The following is a 13,527-nucleotide window of genomic DNA, read 5'->3' as shown; positions in this document are numbered from 1 at the left end:
CTCCTCGAAGACCGGCACAGTCATGCGATTCCCCTCCGCACTCGTCATTCCGTCAAGATCTTTGGGCGCAGCCGCAACGGATGTCAGTGTCTTAACTCTCCTGACATGTCGCATTTTGACGGAAGAAAGGAAAAAAACGACTATCTGACGGGGTGTGGCGTCCGGGAAATGGTTCGGAGCACCCCTGCGAGTCGGGTAGAGTTCTTCAGGTCAGCAGGCGCCGTTAGCTCAGTTGGTTAGAGCAGCTGACTCTTAATCAGCGGGTCCGGGGTTCGAGTCCCTGACGGCGCACGCACAGTCAAAGCCCCCTCACGTTCAGTGAGGGGGCTTTGATCATTCCCCGTTCGGCATCCGGCGACACCCCGCGACCGTCCACGCACATACGCACCCCGGAACTCCGGACCGTCACCAGGCAGTGACGGAGGGGTTGGTGAGCGCCGTTCGTCACTTCATCACACCCCTTCCACATGTGGGGCATAAATCGTGCGTATGGCGAGTAAACAGCCCGTTTCACCCTTGCGATCCCGTTCGGTGTCGGACAATCTGTCCGGGGGCCCGGACGGGCGCCAAGGGAGCCACTGATCCGTACAGTTGGCACAGCAGAGCGTGACGTTCCGGTTGTCTGCGCCGCGGGGTGGGGGTCCCGCTCGGGGGCAGACACCGAGGGGGCATCATGCAACCGGAAGGCCGCCGATCCATGTCTGTGGGGACGGTGGCTTGCCACCGTGTGCGTGCCCGGTGAAGAACGGGGCCCACCGCGCACGAAGAGAGAGACCGAGCAGTCACGCACCAGCATGCGTGCGGGGGGATGACCCATGACGTCGACGCCGCCAGGCGACCGGCAGGAGAACGACGCTTCCCGGACGACACAGCTCCGGATACCGCAGCAGCTGCGGGCCGGGGCGTCGAGGCGGCGCGCCAGGAAAGAGCTGCCGCGCTACGACTACGAGCACTACAGCCGGCTCGCCGGACCGCTGACGCAGCCCCCCGCGGGCAAGCCGTACAAGGTCCAGTACCGCTCGCTCATATCGCAGGAGCCGCACCGGGTGCGCGCGGCGCTCCTGCTCGGCGCGGCTCCCCTGGTCTCGCTCGGCCTCTTCGCCTGGCTGATGCAGCCCAGCCACTGGACGGACCGCGACCCGAACCTGGACAACGACCTCCTGCTGGTCCTCGACATCGTCATGCTGGTCTCGATCGGTCTGATCGAGCTGTTCCGCACGATGAACGTCCTGTCGAACGCGCATGCCACCCTGGTCGCCCGCGACCCGGTCCCGGTGGTCCCCGAGTCCGGCACCAAGGTCGCCTTCCTCACCTCCTTCGTTCCCGGCAAGGAACCGCTGGAGATGGTGACGAAGACCCTGGAAGCGGCCGTGAAGATCCGCCACCGCGGCCTGATGCACGTGTGGCTGCTGGACGAGGGCGACGACCCGGCGGTCAAGGAGGTCTGCGCCCGGCTCGGCGTGCACCACTTCTCCCGCAAGGGCGTGGCGCACTGGAACCAGGCCAAGGGCCCGCACCGCGCCAAGACCAAACACGGCAACTACAACGCCTGGCTGGACGCGCACGGCGGCGACTACGACTTCTTCGCCTCGGTCGACACCGACCACATCCCGATGGCGAACTACCTGGAGCGGATGCTCGGCTACTTCCGTGACCCGGACGTCGGGTTCGTCATCGGCCCGCAGGTCTACGGCAACTACGACACCTTCGTCACGAAGGCCGCCGAGTCGCAGCAGTTCCTCTTCCACGCGCTGATCCAGCGCGCGGGCAACCGCTACGGCTCACCGATGTTCGTCGGCACCAGCAATGCGGTCCGTATCTCGGCGCTCAAGCAGATCGGCGGTCTGTACGACTCGATCACCGAGGACATGGCCACCGGCTTCGAGATCCACCGCCACCGCAACCCGGCCACGGGCAGGAAGTGGCGCTCGGTCTACACCCCGGACGTGCTGGCCGTCGGTGAGGGCCCGACCGCGTGGACGGACTTCTTCACCCAGCAGCTGCGCTGGTCCCGGGGCACCTACGAGACGATCATCGGACAGTTCTGGAAGGGCTTCGGGACCATGCCGCCCGGCAAGCTCTTCAACTACACGATGATGATCATCTTCTACCCGATGTCGGCGCTGAACTGGATCCTCGCGGCTCTCAGTTGCGCGCTGTTCCTCGGCATGGGCGCCTCCGGTGTCCAGATCGACCCGACGATCTGGATGATGCTGTACGGCAACGCCTCCGCGCTCCAGATCGGCCTGTACATCTGGAACCGCCGCCACAACGTCTCGCCGCACGAGCCCGAGGGCTCCGGCGGTCTGGCCGGCATGGTGATGTCCGCGCTCTCCGCGCCGATCTACGCCCGCTCGCTGATGGACGCGGTGCTGCGCCGCAAGAGCTCGTTCGTGGTGACCCCCAAGGGCGACTCCTCCAGCCCGGACACCCTGTTCGGCACCTTCCGCATCCACCTGTTCTTCATCGTCGTCTTCGGCGCGTCGATGATCTCCTCGTTCCTCCTGGGCCACAGCCACCCCGCGATGATCACCTGGGCCACGCTGGCACTGCTGATCACCGCCGCACCGATCATCGGCTGGCGGTACACGATCCGCGCCGAGAAGAAGAAGCGCCGGGCGGGCGGCTCCCACCGCAGCGGCGGACCGGCCCCGGAGCCCCGGCCCGTGCCCCTGCCCGGGGCGCCCGGCAACGACCAGACCATGCAGATCGCCCTTGGGGGACGTAAGAAATGAAGTACCGTCCGAGCCGCCGTACCCGCCGCCTGGCGATCAGTACGGCGGTGGTTCTCGCGCTCGCGGGGGCGAACGGGCCGTGGCTGTACCGCTTCAGCACCGAGCGCTATCACGAGTACAAGATCAACCAGCCGGATTACAAGGCGGCCAACGGCCACTGGGACTTCCTGGACGTCCCCTCCGAGCACCGGATCAACACGATCCACGCGGCGCTGCTGCACACCGGCAAGGTGCTGCTCGTCGCGGGCTCCGGGAACAACCAGAAGAACTTCGACGCGAAGAGCTTCCGCTCGGTGCTGTGGGACCCGAAGACCAACGTCTTCAAGGACATCGCCACCCCCAAGGACATGTTCTGCGCCGGGCACACCCAGCTGCCCGACGGCAAGCTCCTCATAGCCGGCGGCACCAAGCGCTACGAGAAGCTCCAGGGCGATGTCACCAAGGCCGGCGGCCTGATGATCGTCCACAACGAGAACCCGGACAAGCCGATCACCCTGCCCGCGGGCACCCGGTTCACCGGCAAGGAGAACGGCAAGACATTCGTCTCCAAGGACCCGGTGCTGGTGGAGAAGGCCACGAAGGTCTTCGACGAACAGACCGGCGCGTTCCTGCGCAACGACCCCGGCCTCGGCCGGATCTACGTCGAGGCGCAGAAGACCGGCAAGAAGTACGAGACCGGCACCGAGGACAACTACCGGGTGGCGGGACTGTCCGGCTCGGACACCCGCAACGTCTACGGCATCGCGCAGAAGCTGGCCCTGGACAAGAAGGACTTCCAGGGGATCAAGGACGCCTTCGAGTTCGATCCGGTCGCGGAGAAGTACATACCCGTCGACCCGATGAACGAGGCCCGCTGGTATCCGACGCTGACGACGCTGGAGGACGGCAAGGTCCTCGCCCTGTCGGGTCTGGACGAGATCGGGCAGATCGTCCCCGGCAAGGACGAGATCTACGACCCGGCGACCAAGAAGTGGGAGTACACCGGCATCGAGCGGAGGTTCCCCACCTACCCGGCGGTCTTCCTGCTCAACGACGGCAAGCTCTTCTACTCCGGCTCCAACGCCGGATACGGTCCGGCGGACGTGGGTCGCGACCCGGGCGTCTGGGACCTGTCGACGAACAAGTTCAAGAAGATCCCCGGGCTCAGCGACCCGGACCAGATGGAGACCTCGGCGACCGTGCGGCTGCCCCCGGCCCAGGACGAGAAGTTCATGGTGATCGGCGGCGGCGGGGTCGGCGAGTCGGAGAAGTCCAGCGAGAAGTCCCGGCTGGTCGACCTGAAGGAGAAGAACCCGGAGTTCACCGACGGGGCCGCGCTCTCCGAGGGCACCCGCTACCCCAGCGCCTCGCTGCTGCCCGACGACTCCCTGCTGGTCACCGGCGGCTCCAGCGACTACCGGGGGCGCAGCGACTCGAACGTGCTCCAGGCCCGGCTGTACGACGCGAAGAGCGACACGTACAAGAAGGTCGCGGACCCGGCGGTCGGCCGGAACTACCACTCGGGGTCGGTGCTGCTGCCGGACGGGCGGGTCATGATCTTCGGGTCGGACTCGCTCTACTCGGACAAGGCCAACACCCGGCCCGGCGTCTTCGAGCAGCGCATCGAGATCTACACCCCGCCCTACCTCTACCGGGACTCCCGGCCGGAGCTGACGGCCGGGCCCAAGAAGATCGAGCGCGGCGGTACGGGCCTGTTCACCACGCAGCACGCCTCCTCGATCACCTCGGCGAAGCTGATGCGGCCCTCGGCGGTCACCCATGTCACCGACACCGACCAGCGCACCATCGCGCTGGACATGAAGAAGTCGAAGGACGGGATCACCGTCACCGTGCCGGAGAACCAGGCGCTGGTGCCGGCCGGCTGGTACATGCTCTTCGTCACCGACGACCAGGGCACCCCGTCCGAGGGCATGTGGGTGGAGGTGCCCGAGTAGGGGCGCGCACCGCGTACGCAGGCCGCGAAGGCCGCGTTCCGGAAGAGACCTCTTCCGGGACGCGGCCTTCGGCTGCTCGGTGCTGCGGCTACTTCGTGGCGCCGGCCAGGCCCAGCGCGTACTCCGGCCACCAGGCGCCGGCCTTCGGGCCGCCCTTGCAGTCGCCGTCGGACTCGCCGGGGCGCTTGATCCACAGGTAGGCGTCGACCCGCTCGTCGCCGGTCTGCGTGGTGGGTGCCTCACCCAGCGCGCGGCCCGGGGGGTTGCACCAGCTCTCGGCGGAGTCACCGCCCTCGTAGGGGCCGTTGCCGTTGCGGCTGGTGTCGATGACGAAGGGCTTGTTGCCGATCTTCTCCGACAGCTTCTTGCCGAACTCCGTGGAGACGGCCGTCGTCTGGAAGTTGGAGACGTTGAGCGAGAAGCCGTCCGCATCGGCGATCCCGGCCCGCTGGAGCGGCTGGAACAGCACGTCGGGCGACTGCCAGCCGGCGTTGCCCGCGTCCAGGTAGACCTTGGTGGCGGGCTGCTGCTTCAGCCGCTGGATCGCGCCCTTGAGGAGGTCGTAGCGCTCCTCGTGGAACTCCTGGGGGGTGCAGCCGTCGACCAGGTGGAGCAGGGCGTCCGGCTCCAGGATCACGGTGGCGCTGCGGTCCCCGATGCCCTTGGCGACGCCGTCCAGCCAGGAGCGGTAGGCGTTGCCGTCGGCGGCGCCGCCCTTGGAGAACTGGCCGCAGTCGCGGTGCGGGATGTTGTAGAGGACCAGCAGGGCGTCCCGGTCGGCGGCGGCCGCCGCCTCGGTGACGCCCCTCACCTGGTTCTCCGCGTTGTCCGGGCTTATCCACTCGCCAACCGGCTGCTCGGCGATCTTCCGGATCAGCGCGGCCTTCTCGCCGTCGCCGTCCTTCGTATACGCGGCGACCTGGCGGGCCGCGTTCCCCTCGGGGTTGACCCAGTACGGGTCCTTGGCCTTGGGCTGCTGGGAGACGGTCGGCGCGGCGTCCTTGTCACCACCGTCCCCGTCACCGGAGCAGCCCGCCAGCAGCAGGGCCGCCCCGACCGCCGCCGCCGTACCGGTCGTCCGCAGGCCCGCCACGCGCTTGCGCGTCCGGGACCGGCCGGTGTAACTGCCGTACATCCACTCCCCCTTGGGTGCACTGCCTGCACTGTTTCTCACTGGTTGCACCGATGTGCTGCCGGTCCGATCCATCCTGGCACAGCGGTCGGGCGCCCACCCTCCCGCCCGTACAACGGTCACACAGGGGCACCGGTTCCGGACATCCTGTTCGAAAGCCGGTCATCCGTCCGGCGGGTCCCCCTACAGTGGCGAGGTACCTGACCCACCCCACCGCACCGACCTCCCGTACGGCGCCGGGCGACTCCCGCGGCCGGGCGCACGCGGTCGAGGACCGGCCCGGCCCGCACGCCCCGTGAGAGGCGGCCGGCCGGGCCGGGGTTGACCGTGTGATGGGTGACGTGTGGTGCGTGACGTGTGGTGCGTGGTGCGGCGGGTCAGCCGCGGCTCCCATGAGCTACCGCCGGCGCACGCTCCCCGCCGTCTCCGGCGTCCTTCGCGTCCTTCGCACCGGTGAGGTAGGCGGAGACGATCACGTTCGCCGTGTAGGAGCGGGTCTTCCGGTCGTACGTCCCACCGCAGGTGATCAGCCTCAGCTCGGCCCGGCCGTCCTCGCGGGGCCCGTACGCCTTCTGCGCGTCGAAGCGTTCGCGGGTGACGAGCTGGACGTCGTCCACGGTGAACTCCGCGACGCTGCCGTCGGCCCGGGTGACCTCGATCCGGGCGCCCGGCTCCACCGCGCTGAGCCCGTAGAAGACCGCCGGTCTGGTGTCGGTGTCGACATGGCCGACGAACAGGGCCGCGCCCTTCGCGCCGGGCCGGGTGCCGTCGCCGTACCAGCCGGCCGTCTTCGGCATGCCGTACGGGGGCGGGTCGATGGCCCCGTCGTCGTCGAGGCCGCGTGCGACGACGGGGGCCGTGATCCCCACGGAGGGGACCTCGACGCGTTCGGGGGCGGCTCCGTCGAGCGGGTCGTGGGCCGGGGGCAGCTCGGCCCCGAAGGGGCGGCCGACCGCGGCCACGTCACCGGTGGTGGGCCCCGACAGGCCGCCGAGCCCGCCGCCGGCCTCCCGGCCCCAGAGCCACAGGCCGAGCAGCAGCACGGCCCAGGTCACTCCGGCGAGTAGTCGCCCGTTGCCTGCCGGGCTGTCCGGGGCGCTCATGTCAGCTGCCGGCCGGGCCGCTACGCCTGCGCGAGCTGCGCAGGGCGACGGCGACGGCCGCGACGGCGGCGAGCACCAGGCCGATCACCGCGTGCCGGGTGCCGGGTCCCTCGGCCTCGGTGGACCGTTCGGCGAGGGTGGCGGTGCCTCCGCCGCCCGCTTTGACGGGTGCGGCGGGCGAGGGACGGCTGTGGTGGACGACGGTGAGGGTGCCGGTCGCCTTGGACCGGCCGTCCTTGCACGTCACCCAGACGTCGTAGGAGCGGGGTTCGGCATCGTCCCGGATTCGGGCCTCGGCGAAGAGGCCCTTGTTGTCGGCGGGGCGGAAGTGAGCCTCCGAGGCGAAGGCGTCGGAGTTGCCCGTCGCCTCGCGGCCCTTGCCGCAGACGTCGACCCACAGTTCCACCTGCCCGCCCGGGGCGGTCGTGGACGGGGTGACCGAGACGGTGCCGGTGCGCCGGTCGTCGTCGCCGGCCGGGGCGGCCGGGGATGCCAGAGCGGCGGGTGCGGGCACGGCTATGAGCGCTGCCGCCGCCGCGGCACAGAACGTGAGGGGCATTGAACGCATCGTAAACCTCCTACGGGAAGGTTCACGCCTACGACGGCGGCCCGCATCCGCAGTCCCCCATTCGGGCGACTGCGGATGCGGCTACGGGAACGGCTACGGAAGTGATCCGCGCAGGTCAGGGACGGGAAGACCCACCGGCGCCACACGCTTCTCCCCGGACAGCGCCGCCCCGAAGCCGCATGCCCGGAGCGCCCCTGCCTCGTCGCCCGCGCGAGGCAGGGCTCATGTCCCGCGCCTCTCGCGCGGACCGGCGTGTCGAGCTCTCAGCAGTCCGCGAAGACGGAACTCATCACGTCCTCGTGCGCGCCCGCGAGGTTGCCCTGGAACCAGGCGGGGACGGCTCCCAAGTACCCGGTGTAGTTGCTGTGCTTTGGGCGGCGATGGCCGCCGGGAGCAGCTCCGGATCGCCCAGGTTGTGCTCGATGAAGACCTTGATCCGGGCGAGCAGCGCGGCCTTGCGGGTCTCCACCGGCAGGGTGTCGTGCGGGCTGTGGATCGTCACGGGCATGACCTTGTCGCCGACCATCTCGACCCACCAGTCGAACCGTTCGGCTGCCGGGACCGCGTCGGTGCTCGCGGACACCACGTGCCCGTCCGCGCCATCGGCCTGCCGCGGCGCCTCCATGACGATGGACATTCAATGATGCTCACAGCCGGGCGCCCGGCCGGGAAGGCGGCAGCCGGTCAGATGGTGTCGTCTTCCCACCTCTGCGCCACCCACGCGCCACGCGAAGGAACCCTTCGGCCGCGTCCGGCGGCCGAGACACATGAGCCCCGTCAGCGACGACTGAATAGCATGGTCGTCCAAAGCCCGCGTACGGCAGGAGCCCGCACCCATGACAGATCGCAAGCCCATCGAATCGTGGCTCACCGACATGGACGGCGTGCTGATGCACGAGGGCGTGCCCATCCCCGGTGCGGACGCGTTCATCAGGAAACTCCGCGATTCGGGCAAGCCGTTCCTCGTCCTCACGAACAACTCGATCTACACGGCACGCGATCTCCACGCCCGGCTGAACCGGATCGGTCTCGAAGTTCCGGTGGAGAACATCTGGACCTCGGCCCTGGCGACGGCCAGGTTTCTGGACAGCCAGCACCCTGGGGGAACGGCCTACGTCATCGGCGAGGCCGGTCTGACCACGGCGCTCCACGATGTCGGCTATGTCATGACGGATCACGAGCCCGAGTTCGTGATCTTGGGCGAGACACGGACCTACTCGTTCGAGGCTCTGACCAAGGCGATCCGACTGATCGACAACGGCGCCCGGTTCATCGCCACCAATCCCGACAACACCGGACCCTCGCCCCAGGGTGCTCTGCCCGCGACCGGCTCCGTCGCGGCCCTGATCACGAAGGCGACGGGCAAGGAGCCGTACTTCGTCGGCAAGCCCAACCCGCTGATGATGCGTACCGGGCTGAATGTCATCGGGGCGCATTCCGAAGGGTCCGCCATGATCGGCGACCGCATGGACACGGACGTGCTCGCGGGTCTGGAGGCGGGGATGCAGACGTTCCTCGTACTCACCGGCCTGACGGCAGCGGGCGACATCGAGCGGTATCCGTACCGTCCGACCGAGGTCGTGGACTCGATCGCGGACCTCGTCGACCTGATCTGAGGCTGGCGGGACGGCGCCGGGCCGCCGAAGCGAACCGTACGGATCCCTCCCCACCGACTGGGGGGTGCCCGGACCACGCCGTCCCAGCACCCCCAGCATGATCAGGCGGAGGTGACCTTGACCCCGTCGATCACCCAGTACCAGTTGTTGCTGCCGGTGTAGCGGAACCGGAAGCTCACGTTGGCGGCCCCGGACGGGACGTCCAGGGTGAGTGACTGGGGCCGCGAGATCACGTCGGACGTGTAGCTCTTCACGACGACGGGCGTTCCGCCGTTCCAGGAGGCGAGGACCTGGGCGCTCTGGCTGCCTTCCTGCCGGTACAGGGTGGTGAAGCCGAGTGTCACGGTGGGCTTGCCGCCGACCGTGTACGCCGGGGTGACGAGCGTGGAGTCGTACGGGCCCGAGGACGCCCTGTCGTCCCACTCGTCGGAGTCGGCGACGGCGAAGATCCCGCGCGAGCGGACGTTCAGCTCACGGGACTGGTCGCGGTGGGTGCGGCTCCAGAACTCGTCGGTGGCGAAGGACCAGCCGCGCCACTCGGTCACACCGCCGGTGCCCATCGCGGAGTTGACCACGGACCAGCCACTGGGCGCGGTGTGGGTCCAGCCGAGGACTCCGGCCGGGATGCCGGTCTCGTCGGCGCGGGCGGAGAGGGAGGGGTACAGGGCCTCGAAGGGGTCGGTGGAACGCTCCTGGATCGGCTTGCCGTCCAGGCCCCAGGCGGGGTCGGGTGCGATGCCGAGCTGGTGGAAGACGGTGGCGGCGACATCGACCAGGCGGGTGTCGCCGGGCGTGGCACCGGCGGCGATGCCGGGGCCCTGGGCGAGGACGAAGGTGCGCCGTTCCTCGATCGCGCTGCCGCCGTGACCGCCGGAGTCGGTGTGGCCGTGGTCGGTGGTGACGATGACGGTCCACCGCTCGGTGGCGTACGAGGGGCGGGCCCCGATCGCTGCGAGGAGGCGGCCGAGGTAGCCGTCCTGGACGTCGATCGCCGCGCGGTACTTGTGGCTGGCGGCCCCGGAGTTGTGGCCGACGATGTCGGTCTGGCCGAAGTAGACGAACAGGACGTCCGGGTTCTGGTTCCGGAGGATCGACTCGGTCTGGGCGGCGATGGTGGCGTCGTGGCCGGTGTAGCCGTCGGCGTCGCCGTCGAGGACGAGCTTGGCGTCGGCGCCCGGGGTGACCGTTCCCTGAGTGTCCAGGGGCTTCCAGTCGAGGGCGGCGTAGGTGGAGAGCTGGGGGCGGACCTGGGCGAGGCGGGCGAGGAATCCGGGGTACTTCGCGTAGTTCTTCCCGGCGAAGGAGTTGTCCCTGACGCCGTGCTTGTCGGGCCAGACGCCGGTGGAGATCGTCGACCAGCCGGGGCCCGAGGAGGTGGCGGCCATCGGGCTGGCGTACAGCAGCGAGGTGCCGTACGTGCCGTTGGCCATCATCGACTTGAGGTGCGGGGCCTCGGCGGCGGCGATGACGTCGTGGCGCAGCCCGTCCATGCCGACGACGAGCACCTTGTCCTTGCTGGTGCCGTCGGGGAGGGTGGGCGCGGCGTACGCGGCGGTGGTGGCGAAGGGGCCGACGGCGGCGGCCGTGGCCGCTGCGGCGGTGGTGGCGAGCACGGAGCGGCGGGACAGGGACCGGGACACGTGATCCTCCGGAGTGAAGGGGCGGGTCGTGCGGAGCTGGACGTGAACTACCTATGGACCAGACCCGTTACCTTTGCGAGACAATCGGGTCGGGTCCAGACCTTCGCAGGAATCCGTGGCCGAAAGATGGCCGGTCAGCTTCCGGTGGCCGACTTCCAGGCGTCGATGTACGTCTCCAGGTTGGCGCCGATGTCCGCCCAGTCGGGCTCGAAGATCTCCACGCCGTCCATCATCCCGGCCAGTTCGACGGCGTTGGCGTCGGTGGCCTTGATGTCCTTGCGGGCGGCGAATCCCCCGCCGACCGCGCTGACGTCGCGCTGGGCCTGCTCGGAGAGCATGAAGTCGAGCAGCTTCTTGCCGTTCTCGCTGTGCGGGGCCTTCGCGACGAGCCCGGCCGCGTACGGCAGGGCGAAGCTGGTGGGCTTCCCGTCACCCTTCGCGGGGAACCAGATGCCGAGGTTGGGCATGTCCTTGGACTGGGCGAAGTTCATCTGGACGTCCCCGTTGGCGGCGAGGAGTTCCCCCTTGTCGACCTTGGGGGCGAGCTTGCCGGTGGAGGCGGACGGGCCGACGTTGTTGGTCTGGAGCTTCTTCAGGTACGCCATGGCCGGCTCCTGCCCGCCGAAGTCGTGCATCGCCTTGATGAGGACGGCGGTGCCGTCTCCCGCTACGCCGGGGGTGGAGTACTGGACCTTCTCCTTGTAGGAGGGGTCGAGCAGGTCCTCCCAGGTGCGCGGCGGGTTCTTCAGCTCCTTCGTGTTGTGGATGAAGCCGAAGTAGTTGTTGACGACGGAGGTCCACTTCCCGTCGGCGGCCCGGTCCGCGCCGTCGACCTGGTCCGCGCCCTTCGGCTCGTACGCCGCGAGGAGGCCCTTGGAGTCGGCCTGCTGGATGAAGGGCGGCAGGGTGACGAGGACGTCTGCCTGGGTGTTGGACTTCTCGCGGGCGGCGCGCTGCACCATCTCGCCGGAGCCGCCCTCGACGTACTTCACCTCGATGCCGGTCTTCTTCTCGAAGTCCTTGAAGATCTTGTCGTACCAGCCGTCGCCGTTCTCGCCCTTGAGGCCGTCGGCGCTGTAGACGGTGACGGACTTCTCGTCGGACGCGGCGGAGGAGCCGCCGCAGGCGGTGAGGGTGACGGCGGTGAGGACGGCCAGGGGAAGGGCGAGGGTACGGGCGGGGTTGCGCATGGGTTTCTCCAGAGGGAGTACGGGGGTGGGGATCAGCGGTAGGAGGCGCGGGTCCGGATGCGGGAGACGGCGGCCAGGACGAGGAGCGTCGTCGTCATCAGGACCACGGCGAGGGCGGCGCCGGTGAAGAGCGAGCCCCGGTCGGTGGCGGCGAAGATCTGCACCGGCAGCGGGGTCCAGTCCGGCGGGTAGAGCATCATCGTGGCGCTCAGCTCCCCCATGGACAGGGCGAAGCAGAGCCCGGCGGCCGAGGTGAGCGAGGGCAGCAGGAGGGGCAGCCGGATCCGCCACAGGACCCGGGCGGGGCTCGCCCCGAGGCCGGCGGCGGCCTGTTCGTACATCGGGTCCAGGCGGCGCACGGCGGCGGCGACCGACTGGTGGGCGAACGCGGTGACGAGGACGGTGTGGGCGAGGATCACGATCCACCGCGTCCCGTTGAGCAGGACGGGCGGCTGGCTGTAGGCCACCAGCACCGCGAGGCCGACGACCACCGAGGGCACGGCGACGGGCAGGATGAACAGGGCGTCCAGGAGCCGCTTTCCGCGCTTGCGGAGAGAAGCGGCGGCGAGGGCCGCCCAGCCGCCGAGAACGAGGGCCAGCACGCTCGCGGCCACGGCCGTGACCAGGCTGGTGGTCAGCGCCTGGAGGGAGTCGCCGCTCGTCGCGGCGGCGTAGCGCTCGGCGGTGGGCCCGGAGGGGAAGGCCCCGGACCAGTTCGTGGCGAGGGACGCGGCGAGGATGACGAGCAGGGGCACCGCGAACAACGGGACGAAGAGGAGGAGGAAGACGGCCCAGGTGGCCCACTTCCCGGCCCGGCTATGCACCAGCACGACGGCTCACCACCCGGTAGAGGCTGTAGAGGCCCACGGAGATCGCGATGTTGACGACGGCGACGACGCAGGCGGCCGGGTAGTCCGACTCCAGGATCGCCTTGCTGTAGACGAGCATCGGCAGCGTCGTGACGCCCTTCGCCCCGGTGAACAGGACGATCCCGAACTCGTTGAGGCACATCACCAGCACGAGGCTGCCGCCCGCCGCGAGCGCCGGGAGCGCCTCGCGCAGGATCACCTGCCGGATGATCCGGACAGGTCCGGCGCCGAGCGAGGAGGCGACCTCCAGCTGCCCGGTGTCGAGTTGGGAGAAGGCGGCGAGCAGCGGGCGCATCACGAACGGCGTGAAGTAGGTGATCTCGGCGAGCAGGACGCCCCAGGGGGTCGCCAGGAAGCGGAAGGGCCCGTCGGCCGCTCCGGTGGCGTCGGTCCAGAGCCCGTTGGCCATCCCGACCGAGCCGTAGATGAACAGCAGGGCCAGGGTGATGAGGAAGGACGGGAAGGAGAGGAAGACGTCGACGAACCGGGCGACCGCCTTCCCGCCGGGGAACGGGACGAACGCGATGACCAGCGCGAGGACGAAGCCCAGGACGAGGCAGCCCACGGTCGAGCCGACGGCGAGCCACACGGTGGTGGTGAGCGCGTCGCGGAAGACGGCGGAGGCGAAGACGTCGGCGTACGGGTCGAGCGAGACGCCGCCCTCGTCGGGGGTGAAGGACTGCTGGACGACGAGGGCCAGCGGGTAGAGGAACGCGAGCGCGAGGACGGCGACGGGCGGC

11 protein-coding genes and 1 tRNA gene are annotated in these 13,527 nt (G+C 69.4%); 4 read left to right on the top strand and 8 right to left on the bottom strand.

Annotated elements, in window-relative coordinates:
- Positions 1-217: 217 nt before the first annotated feature.
- From B9S58_RS12560 to B9S58_RS12550, 3 genes are all read left to right on the top strand, one after another.
- Positions 218-291 (top strand) — tRNA-Lys (locus tag B9S58_RS12560).
- A 524-nt stretch (positions 292-815) separates the two neighbouring features.
- Entirely contained in the window at positions 816-2,735 is a 1,920-nt protein-coding gene (locus B9S58_RS12555) for a glycosyltransferase (protein WP_103532205.1), read from the top strand.
- Positions 2,732-4,669 (top strand): kelch motif-containing protein, encoded by a 1,938-nt coding sequence (locus tag B9S58_RS12550; protein ID WP_103532204.1) that lies wholly within the window; start codon positions 2,732-2,734, stop codon positions 4,667-4,669. The genes B9S58_RS12555 and B9S58_RS12550 overlap by 4 nt, the downstream gene beginning before the upstream one ends.
- Before the next feature lie 88 nt (positions 4,670-4,757).
- Here the strand turns inward: B9S58_RS12550 and B9S58_RS12545 are convergent, their stop codons facing one another.
- From B9S58_RS12545 to B9S58_RS39960, 4 genes are all read right to left on the bottom strand, one after another.
- On the bottom strand, positions 4,758-5,804 hold the full coding sequence (locus tag B9S58_RS12545) for a glycoside hydrolase family 6 protein (protein ID WP_103532203.1): 1,047 nt from the start codon (positions 5,802-5,804) through the stop codon (positions 4,758-4,760).
- Between the two features lie 374 nt (positions 5,805-6,178).
- Complete coding sequence (locus B9S58_RS12540) at positions 6,179-6,904, bottom strand: class F sortase (RefSeq protein WP_103532202.1); 726 nt, start codon at positions 6,902-6,904, stop codon at positions 6,179-6,181.
- 1 nt (position 6,905) lies between these two features.
- Positions 6,906-7,472, bottom strand: coding sequence for a hypothetical protein (locus tag B9S58_RS12535; RefSeq protein ID WP_103532201.1), 567 nt, complete (start codon positions 7,470-7,472; stop codon positions 6,906-6,908).
- Between the two features lie 289 nt (positions 7,473-7,761).
- Complete coding sequence (locus tag B9S58_RS39960) at positions 7,762-8,109, bottom strand: hypothetical protein (protein ID WP_219818882.1); 348 nt, start codon at positions 8,107-8,109, stop codon at positions 7,762-7,764.
- A gap of 199 nt (positions 8,110-8,308) precedes the next feature.
- Between B9S58_RS39960 and B9S58_RS12525 the strand changes: the two genes are divergently transcribed.
- Positions 8,309-9,088 (top strand): HAD-IIA family hydrolase, encoded by a 780-nt coding sequence (locus tag B9S58_RS12525; RefSeq protein ID WP_103532200.1) that lies wholly within the window; start codon positions 8,309-8,311, stop codon positions 9,086-9,088.
- Between the two features lie 101 nt (positions 9,089-9,189).
- Here B9S58_RS12525 and B9S58_RS12520 read toward each other — a convergent pair whose 3' ends face one another.
- The 4 genes from B9S58_RS12520 to B9S58_RS12505 all read right to left on the bottom strand — a co-directional run.
- Positions 9,190-10,728, bottom strand: coding sequence for an alkaline phosphatase family protein (locus B9S58_RS12520; protein ID WP_103532199.1), 1,539 nt, complete (start codon positions 10,726-10,728; stop codon positions 9,190-9,192).
- 134 nt (positions 10,729-10,862) lie between these two features.
- Positions 10,863-11,918: a 2-aminoethylphosphonate ABC transporter substrate-binding protein gene (locus tag B9S58_RS12515; protein WP_103532198.1), complete on the bottom strand. Its 1,056-nt coding sequence runs from the start codon at positions 11,916-11,918 to the stop codon at positions 10,863-10,865.
- 32 nt (positions 11,919-11,950) lie between these two features.
- The gene (locus B9S58_RS12510) at positions 11,951-12,748 is read right to left on the bottom strand and encodes an ABC transporter permease (RefSeq protein ID WP_103532197.1); all 798 of its coding nucleotides are present in this window, start codon (positions 12,746-12,748) and stop codon (positions 11,951-11,953) included.
- A partial coding sequence (locus B9S58_RS12505) for a 2-aminoethylphosphonate ABC transporter permease subunit (protein ID WP_103532196.1) occupies positions 12,735-13,527 on the bottom strand: 793 nt, incomplete at its 5' end. The genes B9S58_RS12505 and B9S58_RS12510, both read right to left, overlap by 14 nt.

This window comes from Streptomyces sp. SM11, from assembly GCF_002910905.1.
Taxonomy (GTDB): domain Bacteria; phylum Actinomycetota; class Actinomycetes; order Streptomycetales; family Streptomycetaceae; genus Streptomyces.
This window is presented reverse-complemented; position numbering and strand designations above follow the sequence as displayed.

Excerpts from the sequence above, each read along its gene's own strand:
- B9S58_RS12525 (WP_103532200.1), top strand. The coding sequence starts at position 8,309 with ATGACAGATCGCAAGCCCATCGAATCGTGGCTCACCGACATGGACGGC.
- B9S58_RS12540 (WP_103532202.1), bottom strand. The coding sequence starts at position 6,904 with ATGAGCGCCCCGGACAGCCCGGCAGGCAACGGGCGACTACTCGCCGGA.
- B9S58_RS12515 (WP_103532198.1), bottom strand. The coding sequence starts at position 11,918 with ATGCGCAACCCCGCCCGTACCCTCGCCCTTCCCCTGGCCGTCCTCACC.
- B9S58_RS12555 (WP_103532205.1), top strand. The coding sequence starts at position 816 with ATGACGTCGACGCCGCCAGGCGACCGGCAGGAGAACGACGCTTCCCGG.
- B9S58_RS39960 (WP_219818882.1), bottom strand. The coding sequence starts at position 8,109 with ATGTCCATCGTCATGGAGGCGCCGCGGCAGGCCGATGGCGCGGACGGG.
- B9S58_RS12545 (WP_103532203.1), bottom strand. The coding sequence starts at position 5,804 with ATGTACGGCAGTTACACCGGCCGGTCCCGGACGCGCAAGCGCGTGGCG.
- B9S58_RS12550 (WP_103532204.1), top strand. The coding sequence starts at position 2,732 with ATGAAGTACCGTCCGAGCCGCCGTACCCGCCGCCTGGCGATCAGTACG.
- B9S58_RS12535 (WP_103532201.1), bottom strand. The coding sequence starts at position 7,472 with ATGCGTTCAATGCCCCTCACGTTCTGTGCCGCGGCGGCGGCAGCGCTC.